This window comes from Deinococcus marmoris DSM 12784, assembly GCF_000701405.1.
GTDB lineage: Bacteria > Deinococcota > Deinococci > Deinococcales > Deinococcaceae > Deinococcus > Deinococcus marmoris.
Genome location: NZ_JNIV01000053.1, coordinates 13,933 through 30,784, shown reverse-complemented (window position 1 = coordinate 30,784; position 16,852 = coordinate 13,933). Strand labels below are relative to the sequence as shown.

14 protein-coding genes are annotated in these 16,852 nt (G+C 67.1%); 9 read left to right on the top strand and 5 right to left on the bottom strand.

The features are described 5' to 3' along the window. The coding region (locus tag Q319_RS0113460) for an extracellular solute-binding protein (protein WP_029483007.1) at nucleotides 1-723 on the top strand (723 nt) is incomplete at its 5' end. A 48-nt stretch (nucleotides 724-771) separates the two neighbouring features. Here the strand turns inward: Q319_RS0113460 and Q319_RS0113455 are convergent. The 5 genes from Q319_RS0113455 to Q319_RS0113430 all read right to left on the bottom strand — a co-directional run bounded on the left by Q319_RS0113455 (nucleotide 772) and on the right by Q319_RS0113430 (nucleotide 6,620). Beyond that, the gene (locus tag Q319_RS0113455; RefSeq protein WP_029483006.1) at nucleotides 772-1,632 is read right to left on the bottom strand and encodes a site-specific integrase; all 861 of its coding nucleotides are present in this window, start codon (nucleotides 1,630-1,632) and stop codon (nucleotides 772-774) included. Between the two features lie 260 nt (nucleotides 1,633-1,892). Further along, nucleotides 1,893-3,038 carry a thiolase family protein gene (locus tag Q319_RS0113450; protein WP_029483005.1) on the bottom strand — a complete coding sequence of 382 codons (1,146 nt, stop codon included), beginning with the start codon at nucleotides 3,036-3,038 and terminating at the stop codon, nucleotides 1,893-1,895. Nucleotides 3,039-3,135: 97 nt separating this feature from the next. Further along, nucleotides 3,136-3,897, bottom strand: a complete 762-nt coding sequence (locus Q319_RS0113445) for a 3-hydroxyacyl-CoA dehydrogenase (protein WP_029483004.1) — start codon at nucleotides 3,895-3,897, stop codon at nucleotides 3,136-3,138. A gap of 48 nt (nucleotides 3,898-3,945) precedes the next feature. Further along, nucleotides 3,946-5,067 carry an acyl-CoA dehydrogenase family protein gene (locus Q319_RS0113440; protein ID WP_211252368.1) on the bottom strand — a complete coding sequence of 374 codons (1,122 nt, stop codon included), beginning with the start codon at nucleotides 5,065-5,067 and terminating at the stop codon, nucleotides 3,946-3,948. 467 nt (nucleotides 5,068-5,534) lie between these two features. Beyond that, nucleotides 5,535-6,620: an alpha/beta fold hydrolase gene (locus Q319_RS0113430; protein ID WP_051655380.1), complete on the bottom strand. Its 1,086-nt coding sequence runs from the start codon at nucleotides 6,618-6,620 to the stop codon at nucleotides 5,535-5,537. Between the two features lie 115 nt (nucleotides 6,621-6,735). Between Q319_RS0113430 and Q319_RS0113425 the strand changes: the two genes are divergently transcribed. The 8 genes from Q319_RS0113425 (at nucleotide 6,736) to Q319_RS0113385 (ending at nucleotide 16,825) form a co-directional block, all read left to right on the top strand. Further along, nucleotides 6,736-7,896 carry an ABC transporter substrate-binding protein gene (locus Q319_RS0113425; protein ID WP_029483001.1) on the top strand — a complete coding sequence of 387 codons (1,161 nt, stop codon included), beginning with the start codon at nucleotides 6,736-6,738 and terminating at the stop codon, nucleotides 7,894-7,896. A 129-nt stretch (nucleotides 7,897-8,025) separates the two neighbouring features. Beyond that, on the top strand, nucleotides 8,026-9,075 hold the full coding sequence (locus Q319_RS0113420; protein WP_029483000.1) for an alpha/beta fold hydrolase: 1,050 nt from the start codon (nucleotides 8,026-8,028) through the stop codon (nucleotides 9,073-9,075). Between the two features lie 52 nt (nucleotides 9,076-9,127). Beyond that, entirely contained in the window at nucleotides 9,128-9,988 is an 861-nt protein-coding gene (locus Q319_RS0113415) for a branched-chain amino acid ABC transporter permease (protein ID WP_029482999.1), read from the top strand. Continuing rightward, the gene (locus Q319_RS0113410) at nucleotides 9,985-10,977 is read left to right on the top strand and encodes a branched-chain amino acid ABC transporter permease (protein ID WP_156039337.1); all 993 of its coding nucleotides are present in this window, start codon (nucleotides 9,985-9,987) and stop codon (nucleotides 10,975-10,977) included. Before Q319_RS0113415 ends, Q319_RS0113410 begins: the two co-directional genes overlap by 4 nt. Further along, nucleotides 10,974-11,723, top strand: coding sequence for an ABC transporter ATP-binding protein (locus Q319_RS0113405; protein WP_029482997.1), 750 nt, complete (start codon nucleotides 10,974-10,976; stop codon nucleotides 11,721-11,723). The genes Q319_RS0113410 and Q319_RS0113405 overlap by 4 nt, the downstream gene beginning before the upstream one ends. A 154-nt stretch (nucleotides 11,724-11,877) precedes the next feature. Beyond that, nucleotides 11,878-12,606: an ABC transporter ATP-binding protein gene (locus tag Q319_RS0113395; RefSeq protein WP_029482996.1), complete on the top strand. Its 729-nt coding sequence runs from the start codon at nucleotides 11,878-11,880 to the stop codon at nucleotides 12,604-12,606. 367 nt (nucleotides 12,607-12,973) lie between these two features. Next, a complete protein-coding gene (locus Q319_RS28975) occupies nucleotides 12,974-16,030 on the top strand; it encodes an ATP-binding protein (protein WP_051655379.1) in 3,057 nt (1,018 codons plus the stop codon). Nucleotides 16,031-16,054: 24 nt separating this feature from the next. Beyond that, nucleotides 16,055-16,825, top strand: coding sequence for a 3-hydroxybutyrate dehydrogenase (locus Q319_RS0113385; RefSeq protein ID WP_029482994.1), 771 nt, complete (start codon nucleotides 16,055-16,057; stop codon nucleotides 16,823-16,825). Nucleotides 16,826-16,852: the final 27 nt, after the last annotated feature.

Here is a 16,852-nt window from a genome sequence, read left to right as displayed (position 1 = left end):
ACCACGCTGGGCTTCGGCATTCAGCCCGACGGGCAGGATTACCACATGCTCCGTGAAGTCCTCGTGCGTCAGCTCGGCGGTCAGCCCTACAGCAAGGACGGCCAGACCGCCACCTACGACAGCGCGGCGGGTGCCAGGGCGATGACCTTCTACACGGAGCTGGCCACCAAATACAAACTGGGCGTGCCCAACTTCTTCCCCGGCAACAACAGCTACCGCGACGCCTTTATCGCGGGCAAGGTGGGCATGATCGTGGACGGTTCGTTCGCCATCAATACCATCAAAAGTGGGGCCAAGTTCGACTGGGGCGTCATCCCGATGCCCGTGTTCAAGGCCAACCCGGAGGTCCGCAGCAATTTCGGCTCGTACTGGGTCAATGGCATTACCAAGAACGCCAAGGGTGACAAGCTCGACGCCTCCGTCAAATTCCTGAAGTTTCTGACCAGCGAGCAGACCCAGCGCACCTGGCTGGAGAATGTGGGTGAGATTCCGGCCAGCCGCAAGCTCGCGGGCGATCCTGCACTGCGAAAGGATCCGGTCTTCGGGGCCTTCGTAGGCTCGCTGCCGTTCGCGCATTCCACGCTGTTCGTGGACGAGGCCGGACAGCGCAAAGCCTGGGTGGACGCCATCAACACGGTGTTGCTCAAGGGGGCCAAACCCGCCGACGCCGTCAAGCAGGCTGCCGCTGAAGAGCAGAAGATCCTCAACGGCTACTACAAGTAAAGTCCAGATCCACCTTCTGCCGTCTCCGGGAAAATCGGAGACGGCAGTTTATTTTTGCCGCTTGCGTTCGGCCAGGGCTGTGGCGTGTCGAAGCGCCCGCTCATAGGACTGCGGATTACTGAAGCCGGAACCGGGAGGGGCCTGCGGAAAGTCGCGCAGCGAGGCCAGCCGCAGCTCACGCGGCCCGATGGCGGGGGAGAGGCTGGCCGCCTGACACACCTTCCACAGTTGCAACCGGAGATCGTCGGCGTTCTTGAAAGAAAAGACGCGCTGGCCTTTTTGTGAGGCGTGTAAGGGGCCGCCTGCGCGGGACAGGAGAGGCTGGAGGGCTTTGAGGCTTCCAGGATGCAGCGCCGTGATGGTGCGGGCGCGCATCAGCTCGGCGCTGCTGAAGTCCAGAGCGCTCCAGCGCAGGGCCAGCAACTCGGTCAACTGGAAAGCCTGCTGGTAGACCAGGGTCAGGGCGGCAAACAGTTCTTCGTCTGTGGCCCCGGCTTCGGCCAGCAGACGTTGGACATCGGCGGCGCTGGGCAGGGGGGCCTGGCTGTGTTCCGGCGGCGGCAGCGGGCAACCGTGCGCGGGGTTGCTGTCTATCACTCCCAGGTCGATCAGTGCGTCGTAGAGCTGTTTCAGCGTGGCGTAACGGGCGCGAATGGTATTGGCCCGTGCCTCGCCCCCCGTCTGAATCTGCCGCAGAGGTGTCTGAAGCCAGCCGTGGAAGTCTGCGGGTGGCGACAGCAGATCGATTTCCTGTGCCTGCGCCGCCTCGAAGACAGGACGCAGATTGGCCCGCAACTGAGGAACGGGGCGGTGCAACTCCTCCCGCAACATTCCGATAACCTGTTCCAGATTGAAGGTACGAAAAGCCTGAGCAAGCTTCATGGCGCGTTCGTCGCCCGGATCAGTCATGAGTTCATCCACATCAGTTATTGGATAGTATGCGGGATTCCCACCTGTTGCAAGGCGTAGAGGCGTAGACCAACTCCGGTTGCAGGGTGTTGAAAGCATCTGGAAATCCGAACGGCGTTCAGACCTTCCCATGGGTGCTGATCTGGACAGCACAGTGAAAAAGGGAAGACAGGTTCGGAATGGCCTTTATCCCTATTGCTACTGGGTTACGGACGGCTTCCGTGTGACTTCCCCTTCCTTTACATGCCGCTCCCCGCGCTTCAGAGACGTTCGATGATGGTGGAGGTGGCCATGCCGTGGCCGATGCACATGGTTTGCAGGCCCACCGTACCGCCCGTGGCTTCCAGACCGCTGAGCATCTTGGCCATCAGTCCCGCGCCGCTGGCCCCCAGGGGATGGCCGTGGGCGACTGCACCGCCCCAGGGATTGACCCTGACAGGGTCGGCCTTCAGTTCGTGCGTCCACGCCAGGGCCACGCTGGCGAAGGCTTCGTTGATCTCGATCCAGTCGATGTCATCCAGGGTCATCCCCGCCTTTTCCAACGCCTTGCGGGTGGCGGGGATCACCCCTGTCAGTTGCATGGTGGGATCGTCCCCCACCACCACGCGGGCGAGGAAGCGGGCGCGTGGGCGCAGGCCGTCAGCCACCGCCACTTCACGGTCCCCCACCAGCACGGCGGCGGCCCCGTCGCTGATCTGGCTGGCGTTCCCAGCCGTCACCACGCCATTGTCACGGAACGGTGTTTTCAGGGCCGCCATCTTGACCGGGTCGATGTCGCCGCGCACACCCTCGTCGTGCTGCACGGTGACGGCATTTCCGTCGGCGTCCAGTCCGGGTGCGGGAAGCAGTTCGGCGTGCAACCCGCGCGACGCGGCGGCGCGGCGGTGGCTTTCTGCGGCGTAAGCGTCGAGCATGTCGCGGCCCAGGCCCCAGGCGCTGGCGATGCGCTCTGCACTTTTTCCCTGATGAATCAGATCGACCGTTGAGAGCAGTTCGGGATTGAGACGCTCGAAGCCGCCGCCGATGTCGCTGAACATGGGCACGCGGGTCATGCTCTCGACGCCGCAGCCGATGGCGTAGGTCAGGTCCCCGGCGGCTATCCCCTGCGCCGCAAAGTGGACGGCCTGCTGTCCGCTGCCGCACATGCGGTTCAGGCTCAAGGCCGGTACCTCGGCAGGAAATCCGGCCAGCAGCACGGCCAGCCGCCCGATGTTCGCGCCCTGCTCGCCCGTTTGCGTGACGGTGCCGGCAATCACGTCTTCAATTTTGCCCGCGTCCAGACCAGCGCGGTCCAGCAGCCCGTTCAGGGCAAAGGCGAGCAGGGCGTCGGGGCGCACGTCGCGGTAAGCTCCGCCCCGCTTGCCGTAGGGCGTGCGAAGGGCTTCCAGAATAACGGCTTCTCTCATAGATGCTCCTGTGGTGATGGGGAATGGTCAGGACGTCCGGCCAGGGTCAGGGTGCTGCGCCGTACCCGGTTACAGGGCCGCGCTGCCGTCTGGGCGCTCATCTGGGGGCCATCCTGATCGCGCCGTCCAGCCGGATAGTCTCGCCATTGAGCATCTGATTTTCAAAGATGTGCCGCACCAGCGCGGCATATTCGTCGGCGCGGCCCAGGCGGCTGGGAAACGGCACCTGCTGGCCCAGCGAATCCTGGGCGTCCTGTGGCAGACCCTGGAGCATGGGCGTCTCGAAGATGCCGGGGGCCACGGTGACCACGCGGATCCCGCTGCGGGCGAGGTCACGGGCAATCGGCAGGGTCATGCCCACCACCCCACCCTTGCTGGCCGCGTAGGCGGCCTGTCCGATCTGACCGTCATAGGCGGCGACCGAGGCAGTGTTGACGATTACACCCCGCTCGCCCCCCTCGCCGGGTTCGTGGTCCAGCATGGCCTGCGCCGCCAGCCGGATCACGTTAAAGGTGCCGATCAGATTGACCCGCACCGTGCGCTCGAAGACGTCCAGCGGGTGTGGGCCGCGCTTGCCTGCCGTGGTGGCCGCCGGGGCGATCCCGGCACAGCTCACCGCCCCGTGCAAGGCTCCGAAGCGCTCAAGTCCGGCGTGAAGGGCCGCCTGAACGTCCGCCTCGCTGCTCACGTCCGCCCGCACGAACAGGCCGCCGAGTTCCCCGGCCAGCGCCTCACCCGCCTCCGCATTCAGATCCAGCATCAGCGGAAAGCCGCCCGCCCCGGCCACCATTCGGGCCGTGCCCGCCCCCAGCCCGGAGGCTGCCCCCGTGATCAGCACCGTCTTGTCTTTGAGATTCATGTTGCCTCCCCCTGTATTTCCGGTCTTTAATGTGCTTCCACGCCTGAATTACCGCTGCAATTCGCGGGCAATCACCAGTTTCTGAATCTCGCTGGTTCCCTCATAGATTTGCAGCACCTTGGCGTCCCGGAACAGCTTTTCTACGGGGTATTCCGTCGAGTAGCCCATGCCGCCGAAGATCTGTACGGCCTCGGTGGCCGCCGCCATCACGCTCTCGGCGGCGAACAGCTTGGCCTGCGAGGCAGCCAGGGTGTTGCGCTGGCCGTGGTCGATCAGCCACGCGGCGCGGTAGGCCAGTAGCCGGGCGGCCTCCAGCGAGGTGGACATCTCGGCCAGCTTGGCGGCCACCAGTTGATGACGGATGATCGGCTGCCCCATCGTCACCCGGGTCTGCGCGTAAGCCAGACTTTCCTCCAGGCAGCGGGCGTGGACGCCCACCCCGAAGGCCGCCACCATCGGACGCGAGTGATCGAAGGCGTCCATCGCGATGCGGAAGCCCTGGCCCTCCTCGCCAACACGCTGGGAGGCAGGAATGCGGCAGCCGTCGAAAAAGACCTCGCAGGTGGGCGCACAGCGCTGGCCCAGCTTGTCCAGCGGCTCACCGATCCGCAGTCCCGGCGTGCCGCGCTCGACGATAAAGACGCTCAGGCCCCGGCTGCCGCCGTCCCCGGTGCGGGCGAACACCACGAAGAACGAGGCGTGATTGGCGTTGCTGATCCACGTTTTGCTGCCCGACAGCACGTAGTCGTCGCCGTCACGCGCCGCGCGGGTCTGCAAGCCGGCCACGTCGCTGCCTCCACCCGGCTCGGTGGCGGCATATGAGGCCAGTTCGCCGGCCACCAGCCGGGGCAGCACCCACCGCTTTTGCTCCTCGCTGCCGTGGTGGATGATGGCGTCTGCCGCCAGCGAGTTGATGCTCAGGGTGGCACCGACGCCCACGCAGCCCCGGCACAGCTCCTCCGTGACCAGGGTCAGGGCCAGGCAGCCCAGTCCCGCGCCGCCGTAGGCTTCCGGCACAGTCAGGTTCAGCAGGCCGAGGGCCAGCGCCTGATCGTAGATGGCCTGCGGAAACGCCTTGCTGCGGTCCAGTTCCGCCGCCTGCGGCATGATCTCCCGCTGCGTAAAGGTGCGGGCGAGCTGCTGGAGCTGGCGTTCTTCGTCGTTGAGCATGAAATCCAACTGGTCCTCCCTGGGCGCGTGCTGGCGGCGCAGTGCCGCTCGCGTGCATTGGATATGAATTGGCCAAATGAGCATACTCAACCTGGCAGGGCTGTGCAGGACGCCATGCGGTCATCACAGGAAACCGGGTGTTGTTCGTATGCTGGAAGAACCGGTGGCTGACAACGGCAGCGTGAAACCGCCAGAGACGGGTGACGCCGCCCCCGTACAGCGCATGACCCGTCACCTGCTCGTGGCCGCAGATCGGACTGAAGGGTTCAATCGGCCCATCTGAACTTTGACCTCATTCTCAGAACAGCCTGTGCAGGGGCAAGTCCTGAAGTCGCTGGCCCGCAGTCACCGACATGACGCTGTTTTACACGGCTGGCATGGAGATTATTGATTTGCTCGATTTGTAGATTGAGCGCTGTGAACGCATCGCCCGTCCTGTACGGCGTGTGGCACCAAACCCACCTGCATCAGACCCGCGTGATGCGCTCGGCGCTGGCGACAGGCAGGAGCGGCGCTGCCGGGGTGTCCAGCAAGGCCCGCACCTGCTGCGCGAAGGCCGGCGTATCGCTCACGCAGCCCAGGTGACCCTGCGCGGAGACAAATTCCAGATGGGTATGGCGAACGCCCGCCGCCGCCGATGCCTGCGCGAAGGCCCGCATCTCGGCAGCGGGAAAGAACTGGTCCACGGCGATGTTTGCGGTCAGCAGTTGCAGTCCCGACCCGGCCCAGCGGGCGAACAATTCCGGGTGCGGGGCCACCGCTGCCAGATCATGCGTTCCCACCACCCGCGCGATGTCCAGAATGTGCGGCAGGCTGGCCGTTCCAGAACGGGAGGCCAGGTAGCCGCCAAAGTCGGCGTTGCGGAACATCGCCTCCAGCCCGTCCGCTCCCAGGCCGAAGAAAGTGATCACACGCAAGGCTTCATCCAGGCCGCCCACACGCGCCGCCTGACGCAAAAACGGAGTGAAGGCGTCACGCAGTGAGGGGCCGGTGTGTGGGCTGGCGGCCACCGCCACCACGCGCGGCGCGAGTTCGGGACACCGTGCGGCCCACTGGAGGGCCTGGAGGCCGCCCAGGCTGGGGCCAGCCACCGCGTGCCAGCGCGCCACACCCAGCGTCCGCATCAATTCCAGTTGAATGGCGTGCAGGTTGCCGAAATCCCAGGTTGGGAAACGAGGCCCCCAGACCTGTCCGTCCGGGTGGGGGGTGTCCGGCCCGGTGGTCACGATGCCTGGATCGTGGGCCTGCACGTTGGACGGCGTGTTCATGCAGATCACGAAAAACCGATCCGTGTCCAGCGCCAGCCCCAGCCCGATCAACGTGGCCCACCAGCCGGGGGTGCCGTCCGGGTTGGTTCCCGCCGCGCGCATGGTGCCGGTGTAGTAATGGCAGACCAGCACGGCGTTGTCGCGGGCCGCATTCAGCGTTCCCCAGGACCGTGCGCCCAGCCGCAGCGGCACGTCCACGCCTGCAAACGTCGTCTGGGCCGAGAAAACCCACCCGCCCGGTCCCCCGTCCTGCTCCAGCCTTGCCCCCCGCAGCGTGTCGCTCATCAGGGTAGAGGTTAGGTGGGGAGCGTTACTGGGTGGTCACAGTGAGAAGCAGTGGGATCGACGAGGGCGGACCTGTAACGCCCACGTGACGCCCCCCCGTTACACTGCCCGCGTTATGAAAACTCTACTTCTGACGGGCATGCTGCTCGCGGTTTCGGGCGCGGGTGCGGTAAAGGTGGGCGTGTTGATTCCTCTTTCGGGCGGGGGCAGTGTTTCGGGGCAGGCCGCCAAGAACGGCTACGAACTGGCGCTGGACGAGATCAACAAGGCCGGGGGCGTGCTGGGCAAACCGCTGGAAGTGGTCTACGGCGACGACGCCAGCGCCCCGGCCAAGGCAGTGCCGGAATTCGTCAAGCTGGTCACGGTGGACAAGGTGGACTTCATGGCGGGCGGCGTGAGCAGCGCAGTCAGCGTGGCCCTGTCGGGTCCGGCCAAGCAGTACAACACCTTCATGGCCTGGATCGGCGCTGCGGCCACCCCCGTTGAAGATGCGTTCACGGACCACAAGTACTTCTTCCACTACCACCCGTGGTCCTATTACAACTTCGAGGCCATCCTGGGCTTCTTCAAGACCCTCAAGGTCAAGCAGGGGGCCAAGAACATCGCCATCGCCTACGAGGACGGTCCCTTCGGCAGCGCGGGCATCGATGCCACCGTGGACGCCTTCAAGAAAGCGGGCTTCAATGTCGTTCTGACCGAGAAATTCAAGACCGGCAGCGGCAACTTCGGCCCGCTGGTCTCCAAGGCCAAGGCCGCCAAACCCGACATCATGTACTGGGTGGGCTACGACACCGACGCCCTGCCGCTGGCCACCGAGATCAAGCAGCAGAATCTCAAGCTGGGCCTTATTTACGGCACCCCGCCGAGCTGGCCCGTGGGCTTCGAGAAAAACCCCCTGGCCAACGACATCGCGGGCCTGAGCCTGTGGCTGCCCACCAGCCCCACCAGGGAAAGCCGTATCTTCGTGGACGCCTACAAAAAGAAGTTCGGCAACGTCACCGAGGAATACTTTGCGCCGCTGGCCTACGTGAACCTCAAGTCGCTGGCCGCCGCCATCAACAAGGCCGGCAGCGCCGACAAGGACAAGGTGGCTGCCGAACTGGCCAGGACCAACATGCCCACGCCGTTTGGCCCGCTGACCTTTAGCAAGAGCCTCAAGACCCAGTATCAGGGCTTCAAGGCCGGTAACTGGCTGCACTTCCAGTTCCTGAGCGATACCCGCGTGCCGGTTTATCCCGTCAAATTCGCGCAGAAGAAACTGGTGTGGGGCAAGTAACGCTCTGAGCAATCACGACGCCGGCTAAGGCGTGGAGGCCGCCACGGCCTGATCCTTCAGTCTGCTTTCCCAGTGGAAGGGAGGGATCAGGCCGTGGCTCCATGTTCACGCACAGCCCAGGGAGACCAGATGACACCCATTTCACGCACCATCCAGACCTCCCGCCTGAACACTGCCGTGCTGGAACGTCCCGCAAAGAGTGAGGCCGGGCGCAGGCTGCTGCTCGTCCACGGCAACGTGTCCAGCAGCGAATTCTTTCGTGACCTGATGGAAGGCTTGCCAGGCGACATTCACGCCGTGGCCCCCGATCTGCGCGGCTACGGCGACAGCGAGGCCAGACCCATTGACGCCACGCGCGGTCTGAAGGACTGGTCCGACGATCTGCTGGCCCTGCTGGACGCGCTGGAGTGGAAAGATGCGCACCTGCTGGGCTGGAGCATGGGCGGCGGCGTGGTCATGCAGGTGGCCCTGAGCGCCCCGCAGCGGGTGCAGACCCTGACGCTGGTGGCCCCGGTCAGTCCCTACGGCTTCGGCGGCACACACGGAGAGAACGGCACGCCCAACACCCCGGATTTCGCAGGATCGGGCGGCGGCACAGTCAACCCGGCCTTCGCCCCCTTGCTGGCGGCGGGGGACCGCTCGGACACGGCAGGCAGCCCGCGCGACGTGATGCGGAAGTTCTATTTCAACGCCGCGCGGTTTCAGCCAGACCCACAGAAGGAAGAGGCGTGGGTGTCTTCCATGCTGGGGACCCGCACCGGGGACGGCTTCTATCCTGGCGATATGACCCCCAGCGAATACTGGCCGAATGTCGCGCCGGGAACGGCTGGGGTGGCGAACGCCTTCAGTTCCAGATACATGAACCTCTCTGCCTTCGCCGACCTGACCCCGCCGCCGCCGGTGCTGTGGGTGCGCGGGGACGCCGACGCCATCGTGGGGGATACCAGCCTGTTTGATCTGGCCCAACTGGGCGCACTCGGGGCGGTCCCTGGATGGCCCGGCGCAGAAGCCTGCCCGCCCCAGCCCATGCTGACGCAGATGCGAACCGTGCTGGAACGCGGTGAGGCCAACGGCGGCCAGTGGCGCGAGCTGGTGCTGCCCGGCGTGGGCCACTCACCCTTCATTGAAGCGCCTGACGAGTTCAGTGCAGCCTTTCTGGAGCATCTGAGCCAGAGCTAGAGCTTCTTTCAACACCAAGAATCCAAATAAATCGTCACCTTACGGAGCCTGAATGGACCTCTTTTTACAAACCCTTCTCAACGGCCTGCTGCAAAGCGGGATTTACGCGCTGGTGGCCTCTGGACTGGCGCTGGCGGTGGGCGTGGTGGGCATCGTCAACTTCGCTCACGGCGAATTCCTCATGATCGGGGCCTTCATGGCCTGGGCCGCCAGCGCCTTTCTGGGTGTGGACCCGCTGCTGTCGCTGCCCATCGTGGCGGTGGCAGTGTTCGGTGTGGGCGCCCTGACCTACCGCGTCAGCATCCGGCACGTGCTGCTGGCCCCGGAACTGAACCAGATGCTGCTGACCTTCGGGCTGGGCATCCTGCTGCAAAACCTGGCGCTGATGCTGCTGGGCGGCAACACCCGCACCGTGACCACGCCGTACCAGGCCAGCAGCCTCAACATCGGTGAGCTGAGCATCGGCGGCCCCAAGGCCATCGCCTTCGGGCTGGCCGTGGTGCTGCTGGGCGCGCTGTACTTCATGCTGTACCGCACGGTGCTGGGCCGTCAGATGCGGGCCGTGGCGCAGAACCGCCGGGGCGCGCAACTGATCGGCATTCCGGTGGACCGGGTGTACCTGATCGCCTTCGGCGTGTCGTGCGGGCTGGCGGCGGTGGCGGGGGTGCTGGTCAGCGTGCTGCTGTTCGCCTCGCCCACCGTGGGACTGGTCTTTGCCTTGAAAGCCTTTGCCATCATCGTCATGGCGGGCCTGGGCAACCTGACCGGCGTGCTGTGGGCCTCGGTGATTCTGGGGCTGTCCGAGGCGCTGGTGCAGACCTACGTGCCGGGGGGCGGCGGCTGGAGTGACGCGGTGTTCTTCCTGATGATCTTCGGCACGCTGGTGCTGCGCTCGTTCAGGCGGCCAGCATGAGGGCTGACCGGATGGGCACGCCCGCCTCCAAACGACAGGCGGCGCGCAAGCCTGACATCACCGGTATAGCGCTGATCCCGCTGGCGATCTTTTTTGTGTTGGCTCTGGTTTTTCCCTTCCTGCCGCTGGGAGACCGGGGGGCGTTCCTGTTGCAGATCGGCTTTTTCACGCTGGTGGCCGGCATCATGGCGCTGTCGTGGGACATTCTGGCCCGCAGCGGGCAGGTCAGTCTGGCGCACGCGGCGTTCTACGGGCTGGGCGCTTACGGCTACGCGCTGCTGCTGAAAACCGGCATGGCGTGGCCGCTGGCGATGCCCCTGGCGGCGCTGGGCGCGGGCGTGATCAGTCTGGTGCTGGGCGCGGTGACCATGCGCCTGAGCGGCATGTACTTCGCCATCGCCACGCTGGCCTTTACCGAAGTGGTGCGGACCGTGATCCAGAACCTGCCGGAAAGCGTGGCGGGCGGCGCGAACGGCCTGCTGGTCCCGGCGCTGCTGGGCGGCAACTCGCGCGGACAGTACCTGCTGGCGCTGGCGCTGCTGGCGCTGACGGCTGGGGTCAGTCTGGCAGTGCGGACAGGCCGCCTGCACCACGCCTTTGCCGCCATCCGGCAGGGCGAGGAAACGGCGCGGGTGCTGGGCGTGTCCACCGTGCGCTACAAGCTGGCCGCGTTCTTCATCTCCAGCTTTCTGGCGGCGCTGGCAGGGGTGCTGTACGCGGGCAAGACGTTTTTTATCAGTCCGCTGGATACCTTCAGCCTTGCCAACTCCATCGCGCCGCTGACCACCAGCATCTTCGGCGGGCTGTACACGACGCTGGGGCCGATTCTGGGTGCAACGGTGCTGCGCGTGGCCGAGGAAGCGCTGCACAACGTGGTCAAGAACGGCTATCTGGTGGTCTACGGGCTGGTCCTGATGCTCAGCATCCTGTGGCTGCCGCGCGGGCTGATGGGCCTGTTCCGGCGCGGCAAGCATGGGGGAGACGTATGAGCATGCCGGGTGAGGTTGTTTTGAGGGCTGACGGTCTGAGCAAACGATTCGGTGGTCTTCAGGCCGTCCAGAACGTGACCTTTGACCACTACGACGGCGAGATTCTGGCGGTGATCGGGCCGAACGGGGCGGGCAAGACCACCCTCCTCAACCTGCTGTCGGGGGTCTACCGGCCCAGCACCGGGCGGCTGGAACTGCTTGGTCAGGACATCACGCACGCGCCGATGGAACACCGCTGCCACGCCGGGCTGGGCCGCGCCTTCCAGGTGGTGCGTCCGTTTCCCGAGATGACCGTTCACGAGAACGTGACGGTGGGCGCGCTGTTCGGGCAACCCGGCACCACCTTGCCGCAGGCCCGCGAACGCGCCTATGACCTGCTGGAGCGCACCGGACTGGCCGATCAGGCCGCCCGCGCCGCCCACGAACTGACGCTGTTGCAGGACAAGCGCATGGAAATCGCCCGCGCCCTGGCGACGGGGCCGCGCGTGCTGCTGCTGGACGAGGTCATGGCCGGTCTGCGCCCCGGCGAGGCCGCCGAAGCTGTAGAGCTAATACGGAGCGTGCGCGCCGATGGCGTCAGCGTGCTGTTTATCGAACACATCATGCCGGTGGTGCGTGATCTGGCAGACCGCGTGGTGGTCATGGATCAGGGGCAGGTGATCGCGCAGGGCACGTACCGTGAGGTCACGGCGCACCCGCAGGTGGTGGCCGCGTACCTGGGCACGGAAGAGGGGCTGGGAGCGTGATGAGGATGAAAGGTCTAAGGGTCAAAGAGTCTGCGGGTCTGAGGTTCCTGTCCCCTCTACCCCTGTGGGAGAGGGGCGTTGCGAAGCAACGGGGTGAGGGGGCCACCGGGCAAGCCCCTACCGCAATCCTCCACCTCTCCACGAAGGCCGCCCCATGACCGCCTTTCAGGGCCAGGAATTGATCATTGAAAACCTTGCTGCTGGCTACGGCAAGATTCAGGTGTTGTGGGACGTCAGCGTGCGCGTCGGGCCAGGGGAATTTGTCGCCATGATCGGGGCCAACGGGGCAGGGAAGACCACCACACTGCGAGCGGTCAGCGGGGTGGTGCGGCCTACAGGCGGCAGCATCCGCCTGGGCGGCCACGACATCACCCGTGCCACGCCGACGCAGATCGTGAGCCTGGGCCTGGGCCACGTCCCCGAGGGCCGGGAACTGTTCGGCCTGATGACCGTGCGCGAGAACCTGGAACTGGGCGCGGCCATGCGCCCGGAGGCACGCGCGAAACAGGCGCAGACCCTGGACCACGTCTACTCGCTGTTTCCCCGTCTGGCCGAGCGTGCCGGGCAACTGGCCGGAACACTGTCGGGCGGCGAGCAGCAGATGGTGGCCGTGGGCCGCGCCCTGATGGGACGCCCTAGCGTGCTGGTGGTGGACGAACCCAGCCTGGGCCTGTCGCCCCTGATGACCCAGACCGTGTTCGGGGCGCTGAAAGCTGTCCATGCCGAGGGCGTCAGCGTGCTGCTGGTGGAACAGAACGTGGGCCTGAGCCTCAAGCTGGCGCAGCGGGCCTACGTGCTGGAAAACGGCGAGGTGGTCAAGGAGGGCACTGGAGAGGCGCTGCTGGCCGATCCGGGGGTGCGGGAGGCGTATCTGGCACTGTAGCGGGCAGGGCTACCCGGCGGCCTCCATGCCCAGGGCTACCGCAAAGTCGATTGTGGGGTGGGCAGGCCCGCTTAACCCCTCCGGCCCTACGGGCCACCTCCCCTTAGAAGGGAGGCAAGGAGATTGCCGCGCTGCACGTTCTTTTGCACCCCTTGGCTCCCTTTTGAGGGGAGCTGGCTGCGAAGCAGACTGAGGGGTTTGCCTTCCGGTTTGCCGCACTTCTACCCCCTGAAGCTGACTTTGCAGTAGCCCTGCCTCCGTACCCCTCCTTCAATCTGTGCCTCTCGTTTAAACAGTATGTTTGCTCCGAGTCTTCAGATCAGGGGCGGGTCAGACCCCAGCAGCACGGCCTTGCTAGCATCCGGGCATGACCCTCAACTGGCGTGACCTGACCTCGCGGCGGCGGGCGCGGGTGCCTGCGGTGCGCGGCGCGCTGGCCCGGCCCCGCCTTCAGGCCGTGATGGACGCGGCGCGGGTGCTGCTGCTGGTGGCCCCGGCAGGCTACGGCAAGACCACCGCACTGGCCGGAAGCATGGTGGGCGGGGCGCACGCGTGGCTGACCCTGGATGCCGACGACGCCGATCCACAGGTGCTGGCCGCTGGGCTGGCGCTGGCCGCCGAGGGCCTGCCGGGAGGCGCAGAGGTGGCCGGGTTGCTGGATGCCGGAGCCTCTCCCCGCCGTGTAGCGGCGCGCGTGGCAGACCTGCTGGACGCCTGCGGCGGCCTCTTGGTGCTGGACGAGGCGCAGCACCTGAGCGCTGAATCTGGGGGGGGCGGGGCCGTCGCTGACCTGCTGCGTGAGTTGCTGGGCGGCGGCGGCCCCGGCACCACGGCTGGGCGGCTGGCATTACTGTCACGCGTGCCGCTGGCCCTGCCCGAACTGGCCCGGCTGGACGCGGCAGGCGAGGTCACGCGGCTGGGCACCGCAGACCTGGCCTTTACCCGGCAGGAGGTGGGCGGGCTGCTGCGTGCGGGCGGCCTGACTCCCACCGATGCGGAGGTGCGCCTGGCCCACACCGTCACCGAGGGCTGGCCCATCGCGGTGCGCTTTCTGGCGCAGGCGGCAGCGCAGGGCCGCGTTCAACTGGCCGCGCTCGCCGATCTGGACGGTGGAGAGGCGCAACTGGGAACGCTGTTTGCCTACCTGGCCTCCGAGGTGCTGGGACCGCTGGACCCGGCCCTGCGCGGCGTGCTGACACGCGGCAGCCTGTTTGAGGAACTGACGCCCGAACTGGCCCGCGAAGTGCTGGCAGAGCCGGACGGGGCGGCGCTGCTGGAAGCGCTGGCCAGCGGCGGCACCTTCCTGACGCGCTCGGATCATCTGGCGGGTTCGGAAGGGGCCGTCTACCGCGCCCATCCCCTGCTGCGCGCCCACCTGCGGGCCGGGCTGTCGGGCAGCGAGATTCAGGTGCTGGCCGCGCGTGGGGCCGCGTATTTTGAGCGCACTGGACGGCCCCGCCGGGCGCTGGCCGCGCATCTGCTGTCGGGCGACACGGCGCGGGCGGCGGCGCTGCTCTCGGTGTACGGGGCGGGATGGCTGGACCAGGGCCGGGCCGGGCTGATCGAGCGCAGCCTGGGCCGCCTGCCCCGCGCAGTCTGGACGCCCGAACTGCACGCGCTGGCGGGGGACGCCCTGCGCCTGTCGTCGCGCTACGGCGAGGCGCTGGCCGAGTACGAACAGGCCACGCCGCTGCTGCGGGTGCTGGGGCAGGTGCAGGTGGCTCTGGACACCGTGCAGCCGGACGCGGCCTGGGAAGCGCTGGATGTGGCGGCCACCCTGGCTCCCGACTCTCCCATTCTCCGGCGCATGCGGGCCGAGAACCTGTTGAATGCCGGGCGGCTGCCGGAGGCACTGGCACTGGAACCTGATTTGCGGAACGGCGCAAGAGCTGCTCTGCGTTCCGGCGATCTGGAACGGGCGCTGGAACTGGCACTGGCGGCGGCACGGGGCGAGGCCGGGGGCGCGCGGGCCGCCCAGAACCACCGGGAGGGGCTGCTGCTGGCTTCTTTCGTCCACGCGCTGCGCGGCGAGTCGGCGCAGGCCGCCGGGAACGCCCGCGCCGGACTGGCCGAGGGCGAGCGCCTGGAAAGCCCATTCGTTCGCTCGCTGGCGCTGGCGCGGCTGGGCCATGCCGACATGACGGCGGGCGATCTGGAGGGTGCGCGGGCCTCCTATGCAGACGCCCTGACGCTGGCCCAGCACATTTCGGGTCGCCTGCGCGTGGAGCCGCTGATGGGGCTGGCGGCGCTGGCTGGGCGGGCGGGCGACGCGCAGCGGGCCGGAGCGCTGAAAATGGAGGCGCTGGACCAGGCCGGGGGCGACGGCTACATGGCCGGGCTGCTGCATCTGGCGGCTGCGCTGGGCGTGCAGGAGTCGGGCGGCGTGGATGAGGCTGGGCTGGACGCAGCTCTCACCGCCTTCCAGACCTGCGGCGACACGTTCGGGCTGGCCTGCGTGGCGCTGGCCCGTTTCGCGGCGGATGGCGGCGGGGAGCTGGAGGCGGCCCACGCAGCGGCGCGCTATCCGTTTCTGCTGGCCCGGCGCGGCCTGCTGTCGCCCGCCGCCGGTTCACCTGGGCGGGCGCGGTTGCTGGCGCAGTTGGCACAGGCACACCCCGAACTTCAGCCGGCCCTGCTGCCCATCGCCCGCCAACTGGGCTACCCGCACCTGCCCCAGCCCGATCAGACCCCCGGCTTCAGCGTCCAGATCTCGGTGCTGGGCCGCGTCTCGGTCACCCGCAGCCATGAGACGAGGGCGCGCGACTGGGGACGGGCCAAGGCGCGTGATCTGCTGGCGCTGCTCTCGGTCCACGGTGAGGGTCTGCCCCGCGAGGCCGCGCAGGAAGCGCTGTTTCCAGGGGCTGATCCCGGCGTGGGTGAGCGCAATTTCCGCGTGACGTTGCATGCGCTGGGGCAGGTGCTGGAAGAGGGGGTGACCAGCGGCGTGTTTCTGGAACGCGGCGATTGGATCCGCCTCCGGTCTGGTCCCGATCTGTGCATTGATCTGCACGCTGCCCGCACGCTGCTGGACGCGCAGACTGGGGCCGCTGGACGCCTGAAAGGTCTGCTGGCCCTGCCGGAGCGGGTGGCCGATTCTGACCTGGCCGACGTGCAGCACGAGGCCCAGCGTTACGCCGCCCGCCTGCCCGACGCGCTGGCTGCCGAGGCCGAGCAGGCCCTGAACGGTGGGGACAGCGAACTCGCCGCCCGCGCCGCCGAACGTGCGCTGGCCCTGGACCCCGCCCACGAGGGGGCCGCCCACGCCCTGATGCGCGCCTGGCACGCACGCGGCAACGCCGCCGCCGCCCGCCGCGTCTACGATCAACTCCGCAGCGCGCTGGATGAACTGGGCCTGGAACCGCTGCCACAGACGCGGGCGCTGGGCGGTGATGCCCTGACCATCCCAACCAGAACGCCCCGGTAACGCCCCCGTCCTACACTCCGGGGCATGACAACCTTGAAGGAGCAGAGAACCGCGCTGGTCACGGGCGGGACCGGCGGCATCGGCCTCGCCATCGCACGCCGATTGCAGGCCGACGGGCTGCGGGTGGCCGTCCTTGATCTGGACCGCCCCGAAGGACGCGAGATCGCCGCCGAACACGATCTGACGTTTATCGGGGCGGACCTGGGAAAGCGCGAGGACTGCCGCCGCGCCGTTGACGGGACGGTGGCCGCGCTGGGCGGACTGGACGTGCTGGTCAACAACGCGGGCTTTCAGCACATCGCCCCGGTGGCCGACTTCCCGGAAGACATCTGGGACGCCATGTTGCGCGTGATGCTGACCGCGCCCTTCCTGCTGTCCAGGTACGCCTGGCCGCACCTGACGCGGGGTGGTCAGGGCCGAATTATCAATATCTCCAGCATTCACGGCCATGTCGCCAGCCCCTTCAAGAGCGCGTATGTCAGCGCCAAACACGGGCTGATCGGCCTGACGCGCACGGCGGCGCTGGAAGCGGGCGATCAGGGGTTGACCGTGAACGCCATCTGCCCCGGCTATGTGCGAACGCCGCTGGTCACGGGCCAGATGGCCGATCAGGCGCGCACGCGCGGCATCAGCATTGAGGAAGTGGAACAGAAGGTGATGCTGGAAAGCGCGGCCATCAAGCAACTGCTCAATCCTGAAGACATCGCCGCCCTGGCCAGCTATGTCGCCAGCCCCGCCGCCTGGGGCATGACCGGCGCGGTGCTGGACCTAGATTTAGGCTGGACGGCGCGGTGAGCATGTTGCCGGGTCCTCATCATCGCC